Source organism: Photobacterium sp. DNB22_13_2, from assembly GCF_052873915.1.
This window is the reverse complement of sequence record NZ_JBNNXU010000018.1, coordinates 91,793-114,310: the sequence shown is the minus strand read 5'-3', so window position 1 is coordinate 114,310 and position 22,518 is coordinate 91,793. Positions and strand designations below refer to the sequence as shown.

Here is a 22,518-nt window from a genome sequence, read left to right as displayed (position 1 = left end):
GTCATAATGTCACCTGGTTACTTCAAAGGTAATGATATCACCTCTAATCAGGTGGCCAAACCTAGTGTGCCACTACATTTACCAACTTGGTAAGTCTGATTTCTATCCTGGGGCGACCATATCACAATCAATTAGCCACTGTTTTATAGCATTGTCTCTCGTTCATCGATGCACTCATAAGAGCCCATTTCGAACTCGCGACATATCCAAGGCCTGTTTTCATAAATTGTGCACATGAATGTATCTCTATCTAAGGCAGCGCACCAGCCATCGTCTAATCGCCTCATAGTCTCTCCAAAGTATTGATCACGTTGGATAAACTCTTCTGGAACACCAGTGTCTGAGATAATCATAACTTCAAGACGGCAACAACACGCCTTGCAGTTTGAGCAGGATACATTTGAAGAGGTCATGTTTTTAATTGGTATATTCACAAGTAACTACAATTTTATCAATTGTGCATGATACCTTAATTCTAATATAACAATCCTCTATTTTATGAAGTGTTCGCTTTGTGAGCAAACTCAAGGCATAGACTCCCCCTTCATCAAACCTAGCAACCGGCAGTCCGAAAACACTGCACCTTACCACCCAACTGCTGTTGTTCCGCTTGCAGAGATAGCCGGATAGATAGAATTTATAGGTAGGTTCATTGTCCCTATTTACGCATGCTTGTGACTCCCAGAACTCCGCAGCGACGAAATCGTGGGCTTTGATTGATTCTTTGAGCCAAATTCAAGCCTATATTGATGATTTGCGATTGGTGATACACTCAAACAATAATCTCAAAACTCTAAGAAACCACCATGAAAGACTGCAATCAATGTGGCAAATGCTGCATTAAATATGGAAATGGTGACCTAGCGGCTACACAGGAAGAAATAGACCTGTGGGAATTATTTAACCCAGATATCTTTGAGTATGTGAAAGATGGAGAAATCTGGTTTGATCCGGAAACAAAAGAACAATTAGACCACTGTCCCTTCTTAGAGATTGCACCTAAGACAAACCCACAAGATAAAGACAAATACACGTGCAGTATTTACCTAGATAGACCAGAAGACTGTCGCCACTACCCTAGCCTCATCAACGAGATGGTTCGAGACGAATGTGAAATGATAGAAATCGTTGACCTAGATAACCCCAAAAAAGCCCAAAAACAGCTAGATATATTGATGAGTTCAAGCCGCCCTTCAAGCTATTCCTAGCCTGATATAGGCTATTGCATATAACGCCAGAATAAGTGCGCCACTGATGAGCACGCCAAGCACACGAACCTGCATAATAAGCACCACCTTGGTGGCTTAATTAAGCATCGGGCACTGAAATGTAGTACGTCGTGAAACATCCACCATGGACATGCCGCGTTTCTACTCTGCTCGCTAGGCGAGATAAACTCTCATATTTCGGCCGACTATTTAACAAGTTTAATACCACTTCCTTGAGCCCCATTTTTTGAGCTTCCGTCATTAGGTCCTTGAACACTCTACCACCAACACCCCAACTGCTCTTTTGTAGAACAATAGCTATTTCATGGCCGCAGTCATCTGGTTGAATCCCGCACCATCCAACGAGCTTTCCTTCAATTTCAATTGCCCGCACATAACAACCTTTCAATGAATCCATTTCAAGTTTGCCATTTATCCAATCCTGGACTGATTTTTCGTCATATAAGTCATGTGGGATCAAGTGTGTCCTAACTTCACACTCATTTAGCAAAGCAACTAATTCATTAAGCTTTAAACTTTCTAAGTCAATGTACTTCATCATATCTCCTTCGCATGGCAAGTGTTGATTTCTCAACAAGCTCTGAACGACTGATATTTAAGAAAAGAGGATCTGGTTTCATCAGCCTTAGTTCATTAGCTGTCATACACTCCTAGTTACATCATTCTGACGTAATGAAGTGAAACTATGTCTGATATGGAGAAAGAATCCTGTTTTGATGCGGCAGCTTCAAAACCATGCTCTAGGGCTCGCTTTCTAGATTGTTCACTACCCCAAACCACAACGGACATTTCAAAAGCTTTCGCATACTGAGCTATTCACTGTCCTATTTTACCATAGCCCCAAATACCTAACGTTAAGCCTTTTAGAGTACGACCTAATCCAAGCACACCAGAGTGTTGCCATTGGTTGTTTTGAAGGTTCGAAGCATAGTTGGGATTTGACGACTTGCAGCCATGAGCAAAGCCCAACACAACTCAGAAGGAGCAACTGGAGAACCTCGCCCCTCGAAGACTTTTACACCGTACTTCTCACACAGTTGAACATCAATATGATTGCTAACTTTACCCGTCTGACTAATAACTTTAAGACGTGGAAGCTGAGAAAGTAGTGATTCAGTTATTACTGTGCGCTCCCGAATTGGCACAAGAACGTCGGTACCTTTAAGCTTAGTTACTAGCTCTGACTCAGAGAGTGTTTCATTAAGAAACCGTTACATCATGCTCTGACAATAATTCTAAACAATCTAACGCTTTAACTACATCCCGATAGTTATCCAACACAGTTATTTTCACTTAACTCTCCTTGTTGTTATAACGCTAGACTGATGGCGTGCCCCAGCGCACCGACTTTTAAACCAAAGCTGTTATAAAAACGTCCTTATACACCTTCGAGTTTCCACTCATGCTGGGGATCAGGTACAAATGTTAACCCCCCACATTGTCCATTATAATTTTGTGTTTCAACAAGCCAACCACCATGAACTTTGGCTCTATATGTATATTGTGGCTTACCACTATTACCTTTTGACTGAATAGCTTCCCACGTCAATGATCCAGCAAAGTCTTTACTAAAAAAACCCAAATCATTTACCTCCATTTTAATTATCACATCGAATGACATGGACTCCCCCTCATCAGGCTCTGTCACACTAGCCAAGTCTGACTACAGCCCTTGGAGGCCACCATGTCACCATCAATTTATGGCATTAATTTAGCCAAACATTCGCTCAGTATCCATGGCGAAGATGAACAAGGCAAGGTACTGATCCATAAAACAATAACTCGCTCAAAAGTCCTTGTTACCTTTGCCAACATTTCAAAGCGATTATCGGGATGTTATTGGCCGTAAACACTAAAGCTGAATCAGACCCAAAATGCCAAGCGTTGGGAATCACTCTTAAATTGTGGTATGGATAATAAGCCCAATTCGGGTAATGTGAGACTCAGGCTTTAACTGCAACTAAAGCTTTCTATGTGGTAGTTCATTTAAACGCTGGCTCCTCTGTCGAGAGACCGATAATAAACATGAACACTACATAGGACTCCAAGCACAAATCTCGAATAAAAGATTACACCGTAATAACATAGGCCAATTTAGACTGAAATACCGCGTCAGTTTGTTATGTTCAGATCTTAAGGTGCATATGTAGCAAAATAACATCTTTCCCTTCATTCGAAATTCGAGGTTCTGCGCTATACGGCACAAAACCAAGCTTGGTATAAAGTAGCAAAGCTCGTGTGTTGTAATTAAAAACCGACAAGCATGGTGTGGCTTGATAAATTTCTAAACATTTAGAGCCAAGGTGCTCAACAAGAGCTCGCCCAATACCCTTTCCTTTATGGTTATCGGACACTACAACGTTACCGATAAATGCACTCTGAGAAGGTTTGATATTATATAGGTTCCCAAAGGCAGCAACCTGACCATCAACGATACATACCGTCAGTTCTGATCTTACTTGGGAAATACTGTAGATTTGCTCTCGATCCCATGGATAAGTACCCGATGGGCAAACTGAATACAGCTCTTCCGGCGAAGATACTAATTGAGATATCTCATCAAAATGAGCTTCAACAGCATTTGTAAATTCCATTTACCCTCCAAGAACATAACGCCCGCTTAAGTGGTGAGCAACGCAATACGATGCTTCTGCATACCACCTAAATCACTAAACTTAACGCATGGTAAAAATGCCACGCGTTGCGAATCCGTCTTGAAGCGTTTGTTGAACCAAGCCGCTACGCGGCAGAGCCCTTTGATTCCATACACTGACCTCTAAGACCTTACCTTCCCGGTAAGACTTGGAGACGAACCATGAACACCCAACAACAGCGCCATTTCGATGCGCTATACCAACAACACCTTGATAATCTTATCCTACAAGGCAAGCGCCCAGCGACCATCGATGCCTACAGCCGTGCGGTACGTCGTATTTCTGCCTTCTTTGACTGCCCGCCAGATCACCTGACAACCGAACAGTTACGTACCTACTTCCGCCAACTCATCCGCACCCACTCATGGAGTACCGTCAAGCTCGACCGCAACGGCCTGCAATTCTTCTACCGCTATACCCTCAGTAAACAATGGATCTGGCTCAATATCGTCAAACCGCCGCAGGTCAAACGACTGCCTGATCTTTTGACGCCTGATGAAGTGGGACTGCTCATCACCATGACTCACCAGCCCCGTTACCAAGCCTTTTTCTTTACCCTCTACAGCCTCGGCCTCCGGCTCGGCGAGGGACTGAACCTAACAACGGCCGATATCGATGCCCGCACCATGCAGGTACATATCCGAGAGGGGAAAGGCGGCAAAGACAGGCGGGTACCGCTTCCAGAACGAACCTTGGCAGTCATGCGCCAACACTGGCGTTCACACCACCACCCTCAGTGGATCTTCCCAGGTATTGGCACCACCGAACCGATGGATCGCGGGGGTGTACAAAAGGCGATGAAACAAGTCTGCCGGGACTGTGGGTTCAACAAGCGGATCAGCCCGCACTCACTACGCCACTGTTATGCCACCCACTTGTTAGAAGCGGGATTAGACTTACGGTCACTGCAGGTGTTGCTCGGTCATGCTAGCCTCAATACGACCGCCCGCTATACCCAATTCACCAAGGTCAAGTCGGCCTCTGCCACCTTAGCGGTTAATACACTGGCCAATAAGCTGGCAGTAATATGGGAGGCGGCATGAGTACGTTTACTTCCCTGCTCACCACCCACTATGCCGAATTTATCCATCACTACGGCGATAGGATCACGCCTGATATACACCGGGCAATATCAGCGATGCAACGCTGCCGGACAGAGCAAGCTGGTTGCTCTCAGTGGTATTGCTCGCATTGCCACCATGACGACCGGTTGCCATTAGGCTGCGGCCATCGCTCATGCCCGGAGTGCCAACAACGTACCGCCTCTGAATGGCTCGCCCGCCAGGAAGCAAAGCTGTTGCCAGCAGAGTATTTTATGCTGACCTTCACGGTACCTGCGCCACTGCGGGGTCTCGCCCGTTATCAGCCTAAGGCGTTCTACGGCGTGATGTTCCGGGTGGCAGCATCGGTATTGAAGGACTTTGCCCACCGCCAGCATCACGGTATCAGTGGCTTTACCATGGTGTTGCACACCCATAACCGGCGGCGGGATATCCATCCCCATTTACATGTCGTGATGCCGTCCGGGTTCTACCATCCACAACGCAGGCAGTGGCACAAGGGGAAGAAGGGCTTTCTCTATCCTCATAAAGCCTTGGCGAAAGTCTGGCGAGCAAGACTGCTCGACACCCTTGCTCATCACCCGACACTTAGCCTTCCTCCTGCACTGCTCCCAACCGAATGGGTAGTCGACTGTCGTAACGTCGGTCGGGGCTTGCCAGCACTGCAATACTTGTCTCGCTACCTCTACCGGGGCGTTTTGCCTAACAAAGATATTATCAATATCCATGACCATCAGGTGACATTCCGCTATACCGATAGCCAGACCCAGCGTTCGGCAACGCGCACCTTGCCGGTTGTGCAGTTCTTGCGGCTTATCTTGCAGCATGTACTGCCGAAAGGGTTACAGCGAGTACGGGATTATGGCTTGCTGCATGGCAGTGCGAAGACACTGCGGCTGACCATCCAGTTGATGTTGCTAAGCTTACCGACATGGCAGTTACCGGAACAAACTCAACCCCAGACAGCAAAGCGGGACTGCCCATGTTGCCAGCATGCGATGAGCTGTGTCGGCATCACACGACCGAGATAGCCGCAAGGCAAATTGAATAAGGATAATGGCACTCAACACTAATGAGGAGAAAGCCAACGTAACACCGAAATCAGGCAGTAAGCCACTGAAGTGAATAGCATTGTTATCACTTCTAGGCTGCGCTCGTCTTGAGCAAAGTCACGGGCGCAACGCCTATCAAACTCCCTCCGAGCAATTTACTTAATAAGGTTATACGGGCTTGTCCAACAACCGGATAGAAGTGTCGGCTGCGCGACACGTATCCTTATTTGTTAAATTACATTACCTACGAGTTTGGCAAAAGAATTGGAACTTTAAACTTAATTCTACTAACAGAACTATTTTGACTAGTAGAGCTACTTGCTGCAGATACTGAAATTGCCCCTACTGATTTATCTCCATCCGAAGCCATATTTGATTCGCTTACCGTTACTGCTACATCAAACTCTACATCTTGTAATGGAATTCCTGTGTGGACACAGTATGAATAACCTGCCGCTTTGCTGTCCATACGAGCAGAGCTTGGGTTTATACTTGCATTTTTTGACCTGCCATACTCTTGTGCAGACGCAACGCCATCAATAACTTGTTTTAGTGTTTCTGACACAAATTCATTTAATTGCATTTATAGCTTTACCCCAACAATGAAACGATAAGTGAACCAATCGAGGAAATTGAAGCTGCTGCTGGCAATGATTTAACCAACGCATTTACAACTACTTTACTCGGTTTCTCATTTTGACATTGAGCATCGATAGCATCTACAACTTCATAAGCTTCTTCACGCTCGGAATCCGATATATTTAGACGCTCAACTTCAGATTTCAAGGCGCTCAGCGCCTCTTGAAGATCGTTATTAATATTCACAACGTTTGTAGAATTGTCTGTCGAGTTATTGTTTACGCGAGCATTTGCTCCGCTAATGTTGTACGTAATTGACTGCACCGCTTTCTCTGCTTCAGGTAAGCCCAATTTTTGTACTTTCATCTGATAATGAGCAGGAATAGCTCCTCCCATCCCCTCATGAAAACCGGGATCAATAACTTTAAATGTTTCCGTTCCACCGTTAGACATGACACGTTGAATCAAGTCATGAGGTTCAACCAGAAAATCAGAACGCATCAAATAAATGCCTTTACTTTGAACACTCGCATTCATTTCTGGGCTAGTCGTTCCGTCTGACTTTAATACCTGTATTTTGTCTTTCATCATATCTGAAAATGGCATAAAGCCTCCTTTGTAATTTAACGCCGGGCATAAGGTGCGCCACGACTAACTAACCAAGCACACCGAACCCCATACCAAAACCGCCGAGTGTAACGCGTCACTCTTGATGCCTTTGTTGAACCAAGCCGCTACGCGGCAGAGCCCTTTGATTCCATACACTGACCTCTAAGACCTTACCTTCCCGGTAAGACTTGGAGACGAACCATGAACACCCAACAACAGCGCCATTTCGATGCGCTATACCAACAACACCTTGATAATCTTATCCTACAAGGCAAGCGCCCAGCGACCATCGATGCCTACAGCCGTGCGGTACGTCGTATTTCTGCCTTCTTTGACTGCCCGCCAGATCACCTGACAACCGAACAGTTACGTACCTACTTCCGCCAACTCATCCGCACCCACTCATGGAGTACCGTCAAGCTCGACCGCAACGGCCTGCAATTCTTCTACCGCTATACCCTCAGTAAACAATGGATCTGGCTCAATATCGTCAAACCGCCGCAGGTCAAACGACTGCCTGATCTTTTGACGCCTGATGAAGTGGGACTGCTCATCACCATGACTCACCAGCCCCGTTACCAAGCCTTTTTCTTTACCCTCTACAGCCTCGGCCTCCGGCTCGGCGAGGGACTGAACCTAACAACGGCCGATATCGATGCCCGCACCATGCAGGTACATATCCGAGAGGGGAAAGGCGGCAAAGACAGGCGGGTACCGCTTCCAGAACGAACCTTGGCAGTCATGCGCCAACACTGGCGTTCACACCACCACCCTCAGTGGATCTTCCCAGGTATTGGCACCACCGAACCGATGGATCGCGGGGGTGTACAAAAGGCGATGAAACAAGTCTGCCGGGACTGTGGGTTCAACAAGCGGATCAGCCCGCACTCACTACGCCACTGTTATGCCACCCACTTGTTAGAAGCGGGATTAGACTTACGGTCACTGCAGGTGTTGCTCGGTCATGCTAGCCTCAATACGACCGCCCGCTATACCCAATTCACCAAGGTCAAGTCGGCCTCTGCCACCTTAGCGGTTAATACACTGGCCAATAAGCTGGCAGTAATATGGGAGGCGGCATGAGTACGTTTACTTCCCTGCTCACCACCCACTATGCCGAATTTATCCATCACTACGGCGATAGGATCACGCCTGATATACACCGGGCAATATCAGCGATGCAACGCTGCCGGACAGAGCAAGCTGGTTGCTCTCAGTGGTATTGCTCGCATTGCCACCATGACGACCGGTTGCCATTAGGCTGCGGCCATCGCTCATGCCCGGAGTGCCAACAACGTACCGCCTCTGAATGGCTCGCCCGCCAGGAAGCAAAGCTGTTGCCAGCAGAGTATTTTATGCTGACCTTCACGGTACCTGCGCCACTGCGGGGTCTCGCCCGTTATCAGCCTAAGGCGTTCTACGGCGTGATGTTCCGGGTGGCAGCATCGGTATTGAAGGACTTTGCCCACCGCCAGCATCACGGTATCAGTGGCTTTACCATGGTGTTGCACACCCATAACCGGCGGCGGGATATCCATCCCCATTTACATGTCGTGATGCCGTCCGGGTTCTACCATCCACAACGCAGGCAGTGGCACAAGGGGAAGAAGGGCTTTCTCTATCCTCATAAAGCCTTGGCGAAAGTCTGGCGAGCAAGACTGCTCGACACCCTTGCTCATCACCCGACACTTAGCCTTCCTCCTGCACTGCTCCCAACCGAATGGGTAGTCGACTGTCGTAACGTCGGTCGGGGCTTGCCAGCACTGCAATACTTGTCTCGCTACCTCTACCGGGGCGTTTTGCCTAACAAAGATATTATCAATATCCATGACCATCAGGTGACATTCCGCTATACCGATAGCCAGACCCAGCGTTCGGCAACGCGCACCTTGCCGGTTGTGCAGTTCTTGCGGCTTATCTTGCAGCATGTACTGCCGAAAGGGTTACAGCGAGTACGGGATTATGGCTTGCTGCATGGCAGTGCGAAGACACTGCGGCTGACCATCCAGTTGATGTTGCTAAGCTTACCGACATGGCAGTTACCGGAACAAACTCAACCCCAGACAGCAAAGCGGGACTGCCCATGTTGCCAGCATGCGATGAGCTGTGTCGGCATCACACGACCGAGATAGCCGCAAGGCAAATTGAATAAGGATAATGGCACTCAACACTAATGAGGAGAAAGCCAACGTAACACCGAAATCAGGCAGTAAGCCACTGAAGTGAATAGCATTGTTATCACTTCTAGGCTGCGCTCGTCTTGAGCAAAGTCACGGGCGCAACGCCTATCAAACTCCCTCCGAGCAATTTACTTAATAAGGTTATACGGGCTTGTCCAACAACCGGATAGAAGTGTCGGCTGCGCGACACGTATCCTTATTTGTTAGGCATTTTTAAGGCATACATCCAATTTTTCAATCAAAGATGAAGAGCGCATTAATATTAGCTCAGCTTCTTCAGAATCGATTTCTTGTCCATGTGCTGCAGCATTTCCCAGTCTAACGACCTCTAACAGAGCAGTAGATAAAGGTTTACTAATTACGTTGTCATTGGCGAGCATTTGAAGCCTTATTGATAAAGAATGTTGTTTGTGGCCTAAATCAGATTGATATTTTCTGATGGTTTTCTCAATATCAACACGTAAAGCAACAAACGCCAAATTAGCATTTACACCTTCATATTCTGGGGTCACTTCTTTTTCTTGTACATCAGCAGTAGCAGCCTCAACTTTTTTCAGAGCATCTTTTAACTCAAGTTTAATACCACCTGGGAGTTCTAAAGATTTTAAATATGGGAAAAGCCATGGCAAACCTGCTAATACCAGCAATACAATTGATATCGCATCAACAGTCACTTTATCCCAAAACAAATGTGCTGTAGCTAATGCTGTAAAAAGAATTGAGACTAAAAAGCCTAATATTTTCACCAAAATCCTCCTGAATGCCTAACAGCTTTATAGATTGAATTTTTCTCTCTTATCATTCTTCATATCATCCAGAGAGAAATTCAAGCACACCGATTAAAACCCTTAACTTTCAGAATGATACAACATAAAAGGTTCAATTGTAAAAAGTGATATGTTGAAATATTCAACATATCACTTTCTTCATTATCAAATTCCGTATTACCTCACGGAATCATGGCCAATCAGGCAAAAAGGCATCACCTGCGTAGTTAGGTTTCCATTCACCTCATAACCGTATTTTTCCGCCGATACTCTTTGGAATGTATATTCTAACCAGGCATAGTAATGGTGAATTATGAAAAAAACGTTTCATAGCAAGGCTTAAGCTATTACAATAGATAAAGGAGCAATTGAAGGGAGTGAAAAATGTCTGTTGCCAATAACCTTACCGAACTGCAAGACCAAATTCGAACGCGTTATAGCGATCTTAGCAAGCGTTTACAGCAGGTCGCGCGTTATGTGCTAGATAATTCTAACAGCGTCGCCTTCGACACAGTGGCTACCATCGCAAGCCAAGCCGAAGTTCCCCCTTCTACCCTTATCCGATTTGCCAATGCGTTCGGCTTTAGCGGCTTCAATGACATGAAACAACTGTTTCGTCGTAACCTGGTTGAGGAAACAGCCAGTTACACTGAGCGCGCTAAGCTATTCAAAGAACTCGATGCTGAGCAAAGCGCACCAGAAAGCCCAGCGATGATTTTGCAGGAGTTCGCGCGTGCTAATGCTCAGGCAATGAACCACCTTGCGGCGCAAACGCCTAGTGACAAATTGGAAGAAGCGGTTGAGATCCTAAGCCAGGCTGAAAACATCTACCTTATTGGCCTGAGACGCTCTTTCAGCGTCGCTTCATACCTGACCTATGCCCTACGACACTTAGAGCGTCGTGCCTTCCTTATTGATGGTTTGGGCGGTATGTTCAAAGAACAACTCTCGATGATTGGCCCTAACGATGCGGTGCTATCGATCAGCTTCAGCCCGTATGCGCAAGAAACGGTTACCCTCAGTGAAGTTGCTTCACAAGCCGGTGCTAAACAGATAGTGATCACCGATAGTCAAGTGAGCCCACTAGCGACCTTTAGTGACGTTTGCTTTGTGGTGAAAGAAGCACAAGTCGAAGCCTTCCGCTCTCAATCGGCTTCATTGTGTCTAGCGCAAACATTGGCAGTGTCTTTGGCTTATCGCCAAGGTGCAACAATAGCCCCTGAAATCAGCGTTCTAAGCTAACCCTTCCCTACTCGATATTACTTCCTGATATCACAATAAATGCCGTCGCATACTATACGTACAGCGACGGCATTTTTATATCCATCTTGATAAAGCGTTGATCAAGTATTTATGTTGGTTGGTAATATTGCTCTAGAGTCAGGACAAAAGTACAGAACAGAAAAAGCCTCGCATGTGCGAGGCTTTGAGAGTGATAAACCTAAAGGGGCGATGTCATTGGGGGTAGCAACACCCCATACCCGTCATCACTCAGGAGGCTTTGTTTGTCGGATTAAAGCTTGATGGTTTTACCCTGCTTCATCGACTCAAGTGCTGCATCGGCCAGTAGCAATGCGTACTCACCATCAGCGCCGCCGCACTCAGGCTCTTCGCCTTCCAGTACGCCAACGAAGTCTTCCCACTCTGCAACATAGGCTGCTTCGTAACGCTCTAGGAAGAAGTGTTGAGGTTTCGCGGCCACACAGCCTTCCTCACCCCAATGCTGCACTAGGTTTTCTTTCATGTTGTGTGCTTGTAGCAAGCCTTTTGAACCATGCAGTTCAAGACGCTGATCATAACCATAACCAGAGCGGCGGCTGTTGTTGATAGTCGCAATTGCGCCTGATGGGAAGCTTAGTACTAATACAGCTGTATCAATATCGCCCGCTTCACCGATGGCTGGATCGACCATGCAGCTACCATGCGCGGTGATCGATACTGGATCTTCACCCATGATAAAACGCGCCATATCCAAGTCATGGATGGTCATGTCACGGAACATACCACCAGACACTTTGGTGTATTCTGCCGGCGGTGGCGACGGATCACGAGAGGTGATCACCAAAGACTCTGGCTGGCCAATTTTGCCTTCTTTAAGCTGGTTTTTGATCGTTCTGAACTGCGGATCATAACGACGGTTAAAGCCAACCATCATAGGCACGCCATGCTGGCGAACTGTCGCCAAACAATCACGTACTCGGCTCACATCTAGATCAATCGGCTTTTCACAGAAAATGACTTTGCCATGTTGAGCCGCCATTTCAATCAAATCGGCATGTGTATGGGTTGCAGAGCAAATGCATACCGCATGTACATTCGGATCTGACATTGCTTGTTCGATCTCTTGAATCTGTGCGCCATACTCTTCGGCTAGTTTTTTTGCCCCCTCAACATACGGGTCGATAATTGAATACAATGTTGTCTTGGGGTGCTTTGCAATATTTACAGCATGCACTTGGCCAATCCTGCCAGCGCCGAATAACGCAATATTAAACATGTCTCACTCCTTTGCCGGAAATTATTTATTGATGCTTTCTTGCATATTGCTGTTCGTTAATCCATTGATGGTCTTCTTCCCAAGTGAACAACCATTTACGCGTTGGCCCAGCCATTACATTGAGGTAATAGCTGTCGTAGCCAGCAATGGTCGCCACCGGGTGATAACCCTTAGGCACTTGAACGACGTCTTTGTCATATACCGCCATGCATTCGTCCAATGAGCGATCATCGGTATAAACGCGCTGCATGCAGAACCCTTGAGCCGGGTTCAGACGGTGGTAATAAGTTTCTTCTAGATAAGTTTCATTTGGCTCTGCATCTTGGTCATGCTTATGGCTCGGGTACGAGCTGGTGCAACCTTCGTCGGTATACACTTCAACCACCAACAAGCTGTCTGCTTCTTTGTAATCAGGCAGGATATTATGAACATATCGCTTGTTGTTCCCTGCCCCGCGCTGTTCGGCATCAATATGCTCAGGCGCAATCAAGCGGGTAGGATAATTACCTTGGCCAGGCGCTGTACATACTGCAAGCTCTAACTTTGTATTAGCCACAACAGTGATTGCCTCGCCTTTTGCGACATAAACGGCATAAGGCTTTTTTCGCTCAAATGGGCTCATTCGATCACCAATGTTTTCGAATGTTTCAGATGGCGTAGTAATTGTGGCAAAGCCGCCCACTAGCACTAAACAACTTTCATTTTCGCTGGCAGGCAGCGCTACACTTTGGCCGGTTTCAAGTTCAAAAGCTTTAAATCCCACATACCCCCATTGCGCACTTTCTGGAGTAATTGTTTGGGTATTACCATGCTGATCAGGGGCATGATATTTGGATAGCAGTTTTGACATGGCAACCTTCCCAATGCTTGTAATCGTTATATAGGTTCGAAAATATTTTCCAAAATCATAGGGGAATGAAAAAACCTTTTCAATTCAATTATGAAACATATAGTTCATTTTGTGGGCGAGGTAACATGCCGAAAATTTCTTCTGGGACGATGCAATAATTGGCATAAAAAATTGCCAATTAATACTCAGAAGGTAAATTTTAGAGAATGTGACAGGTGAAGTATAAGTGAGTGGAATTATTAACGATTACACGTAACGTTATGACCCTAGGGCATAGAGTGATTATGATAAAAGAAACCATTAGAAAGACATCGAGCCAGGCGGTTTACCTAGCTCGATGAAGTAACAAATAACAAAGGAATATAGCCCTAGCGTCTTCGACTTGGCAGCATATCCGTCATCGATCCTTCAACGACTTCTGCCGCAAAGGCGAAAGTTTCGGCCAATGTTGGGTGTGCATGCACCGTATGGGCGATGTCTTTTGCTCTCCCGCCTAGCTCAAGTACCGCTGCGGCTTCGTGAATAAGTTCACCCGCGTTCTCCCCGCAAATACCAGCCCCTAGTAGCGCTCCCGATTCTTTATCAAACAACGCTTTGGTAACGCCATTAGTTGCGCCAACACTTTGCGCGCGACCGCTAACAAGCCAAGGTACTTTGCCAGTGCTGTAATCAATGCCCTGCTGTTTTGCTTCTTTCTCGGTTAAACCAACCCAGGCGACTTCAGGGCTGGTATAGGCCACTGACGGAATAGCCGCGGGGTGGAATGTAGCATCCATTCCGGCAATAACTTCTGACGCCACCTTACCTTCATGTGTTGCCTTGTGCGCCAGCATTGGGCCCTTAACAATATCGCCAATCGCAAAGATATGCGGCGCAGTGGTTTGCATCCGATCATTAACTTCAACAAGCCCTTGCTCATTGACGGCAACATCGATCTTTTCGAGGCCTATACCGGATGTATTAGGGCGACGACCAACGGCGACCAATACTGCATCAAAAACAACATGCTCTGGGGCTTTTTTACCTTCAAAGGAAACAGCAATACCTTCAGGCTGCGCTTCCATATTGGTCACTTTGGTTTTCGTCAGCAGTTGGTAAGTCTTTTTGGTCGCCTTCACAAGTGGCTGAACGATGTCTTTATCGGCGGCAGGGATAATTTGCTCTTGTGCCTCGACAATCGTTATCTCGGTACCTAGCGCCGAGTATACCTGCGCCATTTCTAATCCGATGATCCCGCCACCAACGATCAACAGCTTCTTCGGAACACATTGCAAAGACAGTGCGTCAGTCGAGTCCCACACTCTTGCGTCATCTGGCGCAATAGGCAGTTTGACCGAGTGAGAGCCCGTCGCAAGAATGGCATGCTTGAAGTTGACTTGCTGCTCTGTGTCAGTCATGACTGACAGCGTATGTGTTCCAACGAATTGACCTTGACCTTGTAGGCGAACCACTTTTCTCGCTTTGCAAAGGTTCGCGATGCCAGTGGTCAATTCAGAAATCGTTCCTTCTTTATGGGCGCGTAATCCATCAATATCGATCTCAGGCTCGTTAAACGAAATACCCATATTCGCACCATGCTTAGCATGCTCTATTAGCGATGCGGCATGAAGCAGGGTCTTTGAGGGAATGCAGCCCACATTGACACAAACGCCACCCAGCGTCTCACGCTTTTCAACAATACATACCGACAAACCAAGATCTGCCGCTCTGAAAGCCGCTGTATACCCACCGGGTCCACCACCGAGTACCACAACATCTACGTTGATAGATTCCGTCATTAAAATTCCTTCTCTGCCAAGTTAAATACTTCATTTCTAGGTACAGGCAACATAACGTGCCACTGGTAGATTTATCCCAGAAAGAAAAATAAATAAATCGCAAAATTGGAATATACGATATTGGTCCACTTAATTGCGTAAATTAGCCGCCAATATGTCTAGCAGTTCAATGTTTATCTTTTAAGGGGACGGGGATTGCAGAGGCATAGAAAAACGGGCTTGCATATTGCAATCCCGTTTCTATCACGACATTCTTTTGGACAGGAAACCAATCGCATGGCCAAGCCCGCGATAGGTGAACAAAGCCAATAAGATCATCAAACAGCCTGCAAGCTTATTCAGCGGCATAGCTTCAGCATACCAAACCACACTGAGGATCACTGTCCACACAGGTTCAAGGATCATGATGATCGCAGCATTGGCCGCAGTACTGTGCTTCTGTCCCATCGTCTGCATCACATAACGCAAACTTGTCGCTACCAGCATGCTCAAGGTAAACCAGCCCCATGTCGTCATGCTGACAGAGTCTGGCCATGTTTCAAATAGCAATGATGCGATAGTACCCATGCAACCGATGCTAAACAACTGTAAGCAAGTCAGTAATAGTGTGGGAATTTGGCGAGCATATTTGCTATTGAAATTGAAGTGGACCGCCAACATTATAGCCGCAGCCATAAACCACAACTGGCTAGAGGCCATCTGCCAACCATTGCCACCACCAAGTGACAACATCAACAAACCCGCAAACGCAATGGGGAGTGCCAGCCAAAATGTTCTTGGTGGCTTGGCTTTGAACAACGGCCAAGCAATCAACGGCACGAACAGCATGGATAGACTCATGATAAATGCGCCTTCGCCGAGCGTATCACTCACTGAAATCGCATGTATCCACAGTAGTATGGCGGACCCAAGAATACACCCTACCCCTAATGCTTTTGGTATGACTGACTTTTCTACTTTTCTTATATCACGGAAGCAGAACAGCAATAAGCACAGAGAGGCTAGGATAAAACGCAGGCCAATAAAACCAAAAGGCGGTAGCCCCTGAATTGCTTCTTTAGAGAAGATCCAGCCAGCTGCCGCCAATATTGTGGTTGCGACTAATATTAAATCTGCGCGGCGTTCAAGGTTCATTCTTGAACGCCCTCATTACAAGTAATGAGCAGGAAATAAGAGCAATTTAATTTCAATTTTTATTCCAAATATAAGCCGCAAATCCCTGCCGCTTTTAGCGAACTAATGCCTTCATCCCATTCAGCATTTTTTCTGCCACTTCATAATGGTCGTGCTCCCACATTTGATCGTTAAGGAACTCGCCCGAGAAGAAACCGTCATAACCTGTCTGTAGAAGAGCATCCACCCATTCTTGCATTGGGATGTCACCTTCACCGATATAGACACCACGAAGCTCTCTTTCATCAACCCATGGCTGCCCTTCTGCAGGACGTTTACCATCGGATAGGTGAACATTATAAATCAGAGATTTATCAACTTGAGAAATCTGCTCTAAGGTAGCACCACGACATGCCCATAGGTGCCATGTGTCTAAGACGAAGCCAAAATTATCACGCCCAACAGCATCGAGCAATCGATAGTAGTCATCTAGCGTCGCAATTGGTGTCCATGCTGCCCCCTCATACTGAAAACGGATACCATGCTCACGACCAATATCGGCGATAGTTCTGATGTTTTTGGCCGTTAGCTGGATATTTTCTTCAGTGCTAAAGCCATTCAGACTTTCAAAGGCATTAAGCTGAATTGTTGGTGCGCCAATATCTTTTGCAAAGCGACATAAGATTTCCGCTTCTTTAAATACGCGCTGTTGCTCTTCTTTAGTTGTCGCCTCTACCCCACCGATAATATCAATCGCAGAAGGAGTAATATTGGCAGCATCAAGTCGTGCTTTAAATTCTTGACTGGTAAATCCGGCGTTAATGTAACGCCAAAGTTTTTCAGTGTGGATCTCTAGGCCCTGATAGCCTGTTTCTTTTGCCAAACGAATATCAGAAAGAATATTACTATGAAGCGAACACATTCCATGAAGAGCAAAACGCATTTTAAATCCTTATCGACACCAAATGCCGTGCATTAAAGTTCCCAGACGCCATAGCCATGGCACCTAACCAAAATAGAAATATAAGAAAAGCAGAGAATCTATAGCCAAGTAACTTTTAAATTTGACTCGTTAAAAGTCACTTGGATATAGATAACCAAGCTATTTGATATAACTTGGTTACTCAGTCTAAAACTACAAAAGAGCGATTTAAATCCGTTATTTTACTTCTTGGCACATTAGGCTGACAGCCAGTGTTTGTGCTAAATACAAAGAACTACTAAGAGAACGGAAACCCATGATTTCACCTTCCTGTACTTCAAAGCAAACATCCATTTTACTGCCTTGGGATGTCATCTGATTATCAGTAATGGCAACAATAGGCACGCCCTTCTCAAACGCAGTATCAATCAAGCTACTGGTTTCAGGCGCATAAGGGCTGAAAGTAACGGTAATCAATACGTCTTTATCACTCATACGGCGGGTCATTGGTGACAGCATGCCGCCGTGATCATCCAACAATACAACGTTATTGTCAGACTTCATCAGTGCATACCAAAGATAAAATGCCACCGGATACGCTCGACGCATGCCCTGAATATAAATGGTTTCTGCGCCATCAAGTAGGTTTACCGCTCTTTCGAGCTTTTGCGGTGAAACAGACATTTGTAACTGTTCCATCGCTTCAATATTGGCTTGTCCAAAGTCTTGAAAAATCGCCATCGGTGAGTCTTGGCTCACTTCTTCAGTTTCACGTGCTTTTTTTACACGCTCAAGATAATCCCTAGGACGATTCAAATACTGATCGCGGAATAACGCCTGCATTGAGCTAAATCCAGAATAGCCCATCGCATTTGAAAACCGGCTCAGAGTCGATAAAGGAACATTGGCCTGTTCTGCTATGGTTGCCATGGTTTCGACTGCTACCAGCATTGGCTGGGCCATCACAAAATCAGCAACCTGTTGTAGTCGCCCACTTAGGCTATCGTAACGCTTAACAATAAGCTCACGCAGCGTATCTAAGTCAGCTGGTACTTGTTCTTCAACATCCATAAATGGCCGCTCTCCCGCTCGAAAGCAATACTACAAAATAAGAATACCTCAAGTGCTAAGCACTTGAGGCTATAGTTTATGATAATAATTCGAAGTTGCGAATCGCTTCTTGCTTCACAAAGGGCATTGCCTTTTTCATAAAGTAGATACGATCAAACTTTTGTGGCTCTTCATTCATAAAATCGCGCAGATTATGACCCAGCGCCTGACGTAAACACGTACCAATATTGAATTTTGACACTCGAGTACGCTTAAGCACTTCCATATCTTCGTCACGGATACCACTGGTGCCATGAATGACCAACGGAATATCTACCATATTCGCAATACGATCTAAACGACCAAAATCAATAGTACATGTCGGCTCGGTCAATCGGTGTACGTTTCCGACCGAAATGGCGACACAATCAGCACCGCTTTCTGTGGCGAAGCGCACGGCATCTTCTGGCTCGGTGTAGATAGATTTGATGTGATCACGACCTTCATCATAAGGCACCGATCCAATTTCACCCTCTACGGATGCACCTACTGCATGAGCAACGTCTGCCACAGCGCGGGTACGGGCGATATTCTCATCCAACGAAAGCTGAGAGCCATCAAACATTACGGAGCTGAATCCCGCCTTCAAGGCACGGTAAACAACGTCTTCTTCATAGGTATGATCGAGATGCAAGCAAACTGGCACTGAGCTGTTGTGTGCTAATGGCAATAACATCGCGGCGGCTGTCTCGACCCCATAGAAATCGGCCACATCTTTATTACAAGCAAGGATCACAGGCTTGTTTACTGTTTCTGCCGCTTCTACTACAGCACGGGCATCTTCATAACCGAAGACATTAAAGCAAGGAACTGCATAGTCTGATGCTGCTGCCTGAGGCAATAGTTCTTTCAAGTTAACGAGCATATTGCCCCTCCTTATTTGAACTTGGCGATCATATCCTTGATGCCAGGGATCGTTTCTACTTGGTACTCATGATGCGGGTCAAAGTGCTGAATTAACGACTTCTCTGTTTTACCCACAATGATGGTGAAGTAGTACATTTCATAACCCGGTGCCGCTACGCTTGGGTGGTAGCCTTTATCAATGGCAATCACTGATCCCGTGCGAACGTGGTAAACAGGACCAAAGTCATCTTCGTGCTCATAAAGGAACTGCGCTCCGAAGCCAAAACCTGGGTTGAACCGGAATTGGTACACTTCTTCGTATAGTGTTTCTTTGCTGCCGTCAGGCTTAACACGGTCTTCATCGTGTTTATGAGGAGGGAAACCAGACCAACCACCGGCACCAACCGTAAACAACTCGCTAACCAATAGGCGGCCACGGTTGTCTGCATTTGACTGGCCCAATACGTGTTTAATCTTACGGTGTGTTTTGGTGTCGTCAGAACCGTACTGGACCATGTCGACATTCTCTTCACGTACGCAGAAAGGTTCTAGCGACTCTTCAAACTTACCGCCGGCGATCATGATATCGGCAGTATCACTAACACAGTCAATTGTCGCGCTATAACCAAGTGGGACATATACGGCTTCTGGATTGCCGTCCCATACGGACTTACGCTTACCAATATTGTCGTACACTTCGGTCTTTTCGCCGTTCGTTACCGAAATTGAACACGTACCGCCAGCCAGGACGATGACAGATTCATAACCGTCAACAACATGCTGGTGTTGCTCACCCTGCGACAGGCGAACTTGGTTGAAATAACACAGAGGTGTGACTTCATCGTTTACATCGACGATTGGTTGGTTCTTATTATCAAATGGTGGGATATGCTTGCCCATGTTACTTTCTCCTCACTGCCCTGTGTCTTCAACTGTCGTTAACCAGCTCAGTGTTTATCAGTCTAATTTGTCGTAAATAAAAAGGCCGGGCCTCGATGGTTTGTACCCTTTCTAGACGTATCCAGTTAAATACTGGCCCGGCAGACCTAATTGCCTTAATCACTTCATCCGGAGGTGACGATTAAAGGCCTTTTTCTCTGGTCTCAATAAAATCGAATAATTGTTCTTTGGTCGGCATGGCTTCGGTACAGCTGTTGCCACTGACATTGATTGCCGCCGCTGCCGTACCATGCTTGACGCCGTCTTCTAGTTCGCCACCGTTAACCAGTGTCCAAATCAGGCCACCAGCGAATGAGTCGCCTGAGCCAAATGGTTTCTGCACCTCAACGCGGAAGATACCTTGTTGAAATTTATAACCGTCACGGCAGTACACTTTTGAACCAAACTCACCGGCTTTGATGACCACCACTTGGGTGTTGGCACGAAGGAAGCGCTCCGCGGTTGCATCGTCATCCTTGTTGCCCGGCGCCAACACGGTTTCCATCATGTCGAACTCTTCGCGGTTACCGATAACGATGTCCGATAGACCTGCTGCAATGCCGTAATATATGGAAGCGTCAACATCGGTACGCCATGAATAAGGGCGGTAGTCGACATCCAATACTACTAGCGTGTTGCTGCGGCGCGCATGCTCCATGGCAATCAGTGCTGCTTCACGGCTCGGGCTTTCAGAAAGCGCCGTACCGGTTACCACCAAGACTTTCGAGCTTGCGATGTACTCTGGGTCAACTTGCTCTGGCTTGATGGTCAAATCAGACGCTTTATTACGGTAAATCAATACCGTACAGTCGCTTGGCTTCATCTCGGTAAACGCCACTGATGTGCGTGAACCCGAGCTGTCTGTCATCATGCCATCAAGGTTGATACCCTGGCCTGACATGTACTGCTTCACGTAGCCACCGAATGCATCATCAGCGACACAACCAATAAACCCTACTTTTCCGCCTAGTTTGCTAACAGCCACTGCAATATTTGCAGCCGAGCCACCGACAAACTTGTTGAAGCCTGAAATATCAGCCATGTCCGTGTTTGATTCACGGGCGTAAAGATCTACGCCCGCGCGTCCCAACACGATGGCATCCAGCTTACGGTCTTGCTGAAGTGCAATTTTTGTCATCGTTTGTTCCTATTACTTGTATTCAACCCATGCTGCGTTTTGGTCTGCTGACTCAACGCATTTTTCACAAAGGCGTACTCCTTCGATACCCGCATCGATACCTGGGAACCAGATATCAGCTAGTGTTTCCTGATCGTCACGGTCTGCTGCATCGAATGCCAACGCAAAACGGTGGTAAAGGTTTGCCCAAGACTCGAAGTAACCTTCTGCGTGGCCACCACCAACACGGTTAGATGCCACACCCGGCGCATCTTGGTGTAGATAGCCCATGCCACGCTCAAGAACGCGTGATGGCTCACCCTGTACCTCAAAGCGAAGTTGGTTTGGCTGCTCATCCCACCATTCGATAGACGCTTTAGAGCCAACAATACGGATCTTCTGCTGGTGCATAGAGCCTGAGTTCACCGCTGATGCCCAAAGGGTACCGACTGCACCGCCTTTGAATTCCATCATCACGTGAGCATTATCTTCGAGCGGTGTACGCGATTTGATGAAGCTCTGACGCATACAAGATAGGCGGTCAACTTCAAGGCCAGTCATCACTTCGCAGAGGTAGAACGCGTGAGTACCGATATCACCCAGCACATACGTTGGGCCTGAAACCTCAGGGCTTACACGCCACTTCAGGCCTGGATCGTTCAGTTCGTACTCTTCGTTATGGAAGCCGTGGGCAAATTGCATGTTGATAACACGGATGTCACCTAGGTCGCCACGCTGAACCATTTCACGCGCCTGCTGAACCATTGGGAAACCGCTGTAACCGTACATGACACCGATAACACGGTTGTTTTTCGCTGCAATTTCTTTTAGCTCTTCGGCTTCTTCAGTCGTGAAAGTGATTGGCTTTTCACATACCACATGTAAATTTGCTTCAAGCGCTGCTTTACAGATTTCGTAGTGAGTCGAGTTCGGTGTTGCAATGGACACAGCTTGAATACCATCTTCACGCTGAGCTTCTTGTTCGAACATCTCTTTGTAGTTGGCGTAGCAACGGTCGCCATCAAGGCCAAGGTTGTTACCGAAGTCACGGCAGCGCTCAGGATCAAGGTCAAAAGCACCGGCTACCAATTTGAACAAACCATCACGCTGCGCAGCGTTACGGTGCGAGTAACCGATCTGGCTACCACGACCGCCGCCGACCATTGCCCAGCGGATAGGTTGATCAAAATGACGTTCTTCATTAAACATGGCTTC

Annotated in this window: 24 protein-coding genes and 1 pseudogene; 7 read left to right on the top strand and 18 right to left on the bottom strand. The window is 46.8% G+C overall.

Annotated features, from left to right (window positions below):
- Positions 1 to 143 precede the first annotated feature (143 nt).
- Entirely contained in the window at positions 144 to 434 is a 291-nt protein-coding gene (locus tag ACVA58_RS21525; protein ID WP_446512413.1) for a YkgJ family cysteine cluster protein, read from the bottom strand.
- Positions 435 to 806: 372 nt separating this feature from the next.
- On the opposite strand from ACVA58_RS21525, the gene ACVA58_RS21520 reads away from it, so the two are divergent.
- Positions 807 to 1,208: a YkgJ family cysteine cluster protein gene (locus tag ACVA58_RS21520; protein WP_446512412.1), complete on the top strand. Its 402-nt coding sequence runs from the start codon at positions 807 to 809 to the stop codon at positions 1,206 to 1,208.
- 100 nt (positions 1,209 to 1,308) lie between these two features.
- Here the strand turns inward: ACVA58_RS21520 and ACVA58_RS21515 are convergent, their stop codons facing one another.
- The 3 genes and pseudogenes from ACVA58_RS21515 to ACVA58_RS21505 form a co-directional block, all read right to left on the bottom strand.
- On the bottom strand, positions 1,309 to 1,770 hold the full coding sequence (locus tag ACVA58_RS21515; protein WP_446512411.1) for a GNAT family N-acetyltransferase: 462 nt from the start codon (positions 1,768 to 1,770) through the stop codon (positions 1,309 to 1,311).
- 16 nt (positions 1,771 to 1,786) lie between these two features.
- Positions 1,787 to 2,522 (bottom strand): annotated as a pseudogene (locus ACVA58_RS21510) (NAD(P)-dependent oxidoreductase); the annotation flags it as partial.
- An 85-nt stretch (positions 2,523 to 2,607) separates the two neighbouring features.
- A complete protein-coding gene (locus ACVA58_RS21505; protein WP_446512410.1) occupies positions 2,608 to 2,850 on the bottom strand; it encodes a hypothetical protein in 243 nt (80 codons plus the stop codon).
- 63 nt (positions 2,851 to 2,913) lie between these two features.
- Between ACVA58_RS21505 and ACVA58_RS21500 the strand changes: the two genes are divergently transcribed.
- Positions 2,914 to 3,078 carry a hypothetical protein gene (locus tag ACVA58_RS21500; RefSeq protein WP_446512409.1) on the top strand — a complete coding sequence of 55 codons (165 nt, stop codon included), beginning with the start codon at positions 2,914 to 2,916 and terminating at the stop codon, positions 3,076 to 3,078.
- Between the two features lie 277 nt (positions 3,079 to 3,355).
- On the opposite strand, the gene ACVA58_RS21495 is transcribed toward ACVA58_RS21500, so the two are convergent.
- On the bottom strand, positions 3,356 to 3,823 hold the full coding sequence (locus ACVA58_RS21495; RefSeq protein ID WP_446512408.1) for a GNAT family N-acetyltransferase: 468 nt from the start codon (positions 3,821 to 3,823) through the stop codon (positions 3,356 to 3,358).
- Positions 3,824 to 4,044: 221 nt separating this feature from the next.
- Between ACVA58_RS21495 and ACVA58_RS21490 the strand changes: the two genes are divergently transcribed.
- Positions 4,045 to 4,926: a site-specific integrase gene (locus ACVA58_RS21490; RefSeq protein ID WP_446512406.1), complete on the top strand. Its 882-nt coding sequence runs from the start codon at positions 4,045 to 4,047 to the stop codon at positions 4,924 to 4,926.
- Positions 4,923 to 5,975, top strand: coding sequence for an IS91 family transposase (locus ACVA58_RS21485; RefSeq protein WP_446512405.1), 1,053 nt, complete (start codon positions 4,923 to 4,925; stop codon positions 5,973 to 5,975). The genes ACVA58_RS21490 and ACVA58_RS21485 overlap by 4 nt, the downstream gene beginning before the upstream one ends.
- Before the next feature lie 265 nt (positions 5,976 to 6,240).
- Here the strand turns inward: ACVA58_RS21485 and ACVA58_RS21480 are convergent, their stop codons facing one another.
- Positions 6,241 to 6,579: a hypothetical protein gene (locus ACVA58_RS21480; RefSeq protein ID WP_446512407.1), complete on the bottom strand. Its 339-nt coding sequence runs from the start codon at positions 6,577 to 6,579 to the stop codon at positions 6,241 to 6,243.
- Positions 6,580 to 6,587: 8 nt separating this feature from the next.
- A complete protein-coding gene (locus ACVA58_RS21475) occupies positions 6,588 to 7,181 on the bottom strand; it encodes a hypothetical protein (RefSeq protein WP_171381542.1) in 594 nt (197 codons plus the stop codon).
- A 204-nt stretch (positions 7,182 to 7,385) separates the two neighbouring features.
- On the opposite strand from ACVA58_RS21475, the gene ACVA58_RS21470 reads away from it, so the two are divergent.
- Positions 7,386 to 8,267 carry a site-specific integrase gene (locus tag ACVA58_RS21470; protein WP_446512406.1) on the top strand — a complete coding sequence of 294 codons (882 nt, stop codon included), beginning with the start codon at positions 7,386 to 7,388 and terminating at the stop codon, positions 8,265 to 8,267.
- On the top strand, positions 8,264 to 9,316 hold the full coding sequence (locus tag ACVA58_RS21465; protein ID WP_446512405.1) for an IS91 family transposase: 1,053 nt from the start codon (positions 8,264 to 8,266) through the stop codon (positions 9,314 to 9,316). Before ACVA58_RS21470 ends, ACVA58_RS21465 begins: the two co-directional genes overlap by 4 nt.
- A 251-nt stretch (positions 9,317 to 9,567) precedes the next feature.
- Here ACVA58_RS21465 and ACVA58_RS21460 read toward each other — a convergent pair whose 3' ends face one another.
- Positions 9,568 to 10,110, bottom strand: a complete 543-nt coding sequence (locus ACVA58_RS21460; RefSeq protein WP_446512404.1) for a DUF4145 domain-containing protein — start codon at positions 10,108 to 10,110, stop codon at positions 9,568 to 9,570.
- A gap of 405 nt (positions 10,111 to 10,515) precedes the next feature.
- Between ACVA58_RS21460 and ACVA58_RS21455 the strand changes: the two genes are divergently transcribed.
- Positions 10,516 to 11,373, top strand: a complete 858-nt coding sequence (locus ACVA58_RS21455; RefSeq protein WP_446512403.1) for a MurR/RpiR family transcriptional regulator — start codon at positions 10,516 to 10,518, stop codon at positions 11,371 to 11,373.
- Between the two features lie 271 nt (positions 11,374 to 11,644).
- Here the strand turns inward: ACVA58_RS21455 and iolG are convergent, their stop codons facing one another.
- The 10 genes from iolG to ACVA58_RS21405 all read right to left on the bottom strand — a co-directional run bounded on the left by iolG (position 11,645) and on the right by ACVA58_RS21405 (position 22,512).
- Positions 11,645 to 12,628 (bottom strand): inositol 2-dehydrogenase, encoded by a 984-nt coding sequence (gene iolG, locus ACVA58_RS21450; RefSeq protein WP_446512402.1) that lies wholly within the window; start codon positions 12,626 to 12,628, stop codon positions 11,645 to 11,647.
- A 25-nt stretch (positions 12,629 to 12,653) separates the two neighbouring features.
- A complete protein-coding gene (gene iolB / locus ACVA58_RS21445) occupies positions 12,654 to 13,478 on the bottom strand; it encodes a 5-deoxy-glucuronate isomerase (protein WP_446512401.1) in 825 nt (274 codons plus the stop codon).
- A 368-nt stretch (positions 13,479 to 13,846) separates the two neighbouring features.
- Positions 13,847 to 15,256, bottom strand: a complete 1,410-nt coding sequence (lpdA, locus tag ACVA58_RS21440) for a dihydrolipoyl dehydrogenase (protein WP_446512400.1) — start codon at positions 15,254 to 15,256, stop codon at positions 13,847 to 13,849.
- 243 nt (positions 15,257 to 15,499) lie between these two features.
- A complete protein-coding gene (locus tag ACVA58_RS21435) occupies positions 15,500 to 16,390 on the bottom strand; it encodes a DMT family transporter (RefSeq protein ID WP_446512399.1) in 891 nt (296 codons plus the stop codon).
- A gap of 94 nt (positions 16,391 to 16,484) precedes the next feature.
- Positions 16,485 to 17,312 (bottom strand): sugar phosphate isomerase/epimerase family protein, encoded by an 828-nt coding sequence (locus tag ACVA58_RS21430; protein WP_446512398.1) that lies wholly within the window; start codon positions 17,310 to 17,312, stop codon positions 16,485 to 16,487.
- A 216-nt stretch (positions 17,313 to 17,528) separates the two neighbouring features.
- A complete protein-coding gene (locus tag ACVA58_RS21425; RefSeq protein ID WP_446512397.1) occupies positions 17,529 to 18,362 on the bottom strand; it encodes a MurR/RpiR family transcriptional regulator in 834 nt (277 codons plus the stop codon).
- 76 nt (positions 18,363 to 18,438) lie between these two features.
- Positions 18,439 to 19,266 carry a class II fructose-bisphosphate aldolase gene (locus ACVA58_RS21420; protein ID WP_446512396.1) on the bottom strand — a complete coding sequence of 276 codons (828 nt, stop codon included), beginning with the start codon at positions 19,264 to 19,266 and terminating at the stop codon, positions 18,439 to 18,441.
- Between the two features lie 11 nt (positions 19,267 to 19,277).
- Positions 19,278 to 20,147 carry a 5-deoxy-glucuronate isomerase gene (locus ACVA58_RS21415; RefSeq protein WP_446512395.1) on the bottom strand — a complete coding sequence of 290 codons (870 nt, stop codon included), beginning with the start codon at positions 20,145 to 20,147 and terminating at the stop codon, positions 19,278 to 19,280.
- A gap of 181 nt (positions 20,148 to 20,328) precedes the next feature.
- A complete protein-coding gene (gene iolC, locus ACVA58_RS21410; RefSeq protein ID WP_446512394.1) occupies positions 20,329 to 21,324 on the bottom strand; it encodes a 5-dehydro-2-deoxygluconokinase in 996 nt (331 codons plus the stop codon).
- Between the two features lie 12 nt (positions 21,325 to 21,336).
- Positions 21,337 to 22,512, bottom strand: a complete 1,176-nt coding sequence (locus ACVA58_RS21405; RefSeq protein ID WP_446512393.1) for a Gfo/Idh/MocA family protein — start codon at positions 22,510 to 22,512, stop codon at positions 21,337 to 21,339.
- Between the last annotated feature and the right edge of the window lie 6 nt (positions 22,513 to 22,518).

What these genes read in the sequence shown, in the direction of transcription:
- ACVA58_RS21415 (WP_446512395.1), bottom strand. Translation starts at nt 20,147, where the DNA reads ATGGGCAAGCATATCCCACCATTTGATAATAAGAACCAACCAATCGTC.
- ACVA58_RS21425 (WP_446512397.1), bottom strand. Translation starts at nt 18,362, where the DNA reads ATGGATGTTGAAGAACAAGTACCAGCTGACTTAGATACGCTGCGTGAG.
- ACVA58_RS21455 (WP_446512403.1), top strand. Translation starts at nt 10,516, where the DNA reads ATGTCTGTTGCCAATAACCTTACCGAACTGCAAGACCAAATTCGAACG.
- ACVA58_RS21475 (WP_171381542.1), bottom strand. Translation starts at nt 7,181, where the DNA reads ATGCCATTTTCAGATATGATGAAAGACAAAATACAGGTATTAAAGTCA.
- lpdA (WP_446512400.1), bottom strand. Translation starts at nt 15,256, where the DNA reads ATGACGGAATCTATCAACGTAGATGTTGTGGTACTCGGTGGTGGACCC.
- ACVA58_RS21515 (WP_446512411.1), bottom strand. Translation starts at nt 1,770, where the DNA reads ATGATGAAGTACATTGACTTAGAAAGTTTAAAGCTTAATGAATTAGTT.
- ACVA58_RS21490 (WP_446512406.1), top strand. Translation starts at nt 4,045, where the DNA reads ATGAACACCCAACAACAGCGCCATTTCGATGCGCTATACCAACAACAC.
- ACVA58_RS21420 (WP_446512396.1), bottom strand. Translation starts at nt 19,266, where the DNA reads ATGCTCGTTAACTTGAAAGAACTATTGCCTCAGGCAGCAGCATCAGAC.
- iolB (WP_446512401.1), bottom strand. Translation starts at nt 13,478, where the DNA reads ATGTCAAAACTGCTATCCAAATATCATGCCCCTGATCAGCATGGTAAT.
- ACVA58_RS21505 (WP_446512410.1), bottom strand. Translation starts at nt 2,850, where the DNA reads ATGTCATTCGATGTGATAATTAAAATGGAGGTAAATGATTTGGGTTTT.
- ACVA58_RS21435 (WP_446512399.1), bottom strand. Translation starts at nt 16,390, where the DNA reads ATGAACCTTGAACGCCGCGCAGATTTAATATTAGTCGCAACCACAATA.
- ACVA58_RS21520 (WP_446512412.1), top strand. Translation starts at nt 807, where the DNA reads ATGAAAGACTGCAATCAATGTGGCAAATGCTGCATTAAATATGGAAAT.
- iolC (WP_446512394.1), bottom strand. Translation starts at nt 21,324, where the DNA reads ATGACAAAAATTGCACTTCAGCAAGACCGTAAGCTGGATGCCATCGTG.
- ACVA58_RS21470 (WP_446512406.1), top strand. Translation starts at nt 7,386, where the DNA reads ATGAACACCCAACAACAGCGCCATTTCGATGCGCTATACCAACAACAC.
- ACVA58_RS21405 (WP_446512393.1), bottom strand. Translation starts at nt 22,512, where the DNA reads ATGTTTAATGAAGAACGTCATTTTGATCAACCTATCCGCTGGGCAATG.
- ACVA58_RS21465 (WP_446512405.1), top strand. Translation starts at nt 8,264, where the DNA reads ATGAGTACGTTTACTTCCCTGCTCACCACCCACTATGCCGAATTTATC.
- ACVA58_RS21500 (WP_446512409.1), top strand. Translation starts at nt 2,914, where the DNA reads ATGTCACCATCAATTTATGGCATTAATTTAGCCAAACATTCGCTCAGT.
- ACVA58_RS21430 (WP_446512398.1), bottom strand. Translation starts at nt 17,312, where the DNA reads ATGCGTTTTGCTCTTCATGGAATGTGTTCGCTTCATAGTAATATTCTT.
- iolG (WP_446512402.1), bottom strand. Translation starts at nt 12,628, where the DNA reads ATGTTTAATATTGCGTTATTCGGCGCTGGCAGGATTGGCCAAGTGCAT.
- ACVA58_RS21485 (WP_446512405.1), top strand. Translation starts at nt 4,923, where the DNA reads ATGAGTACGTTTACTTCCCTGCTCACCACCCACTATGCCGAATTTATC.
- ACVA58_RS21495 (WP_446512408.1), bottom strand. Translation starts at nt 3,823, where the DNA reads ATGGAATTTACAAATGCTGTTGAAGCTCATTTTGATGAGATATCTCAA.
- ACVA58_RS21480 (WP_446512407.1), bottom strand. Translation starts at nt 6,579, where the DNA reads ATGCAATTAAATGAATTTGTGTCAGAAACACTAAAACAAGTTATTGAT.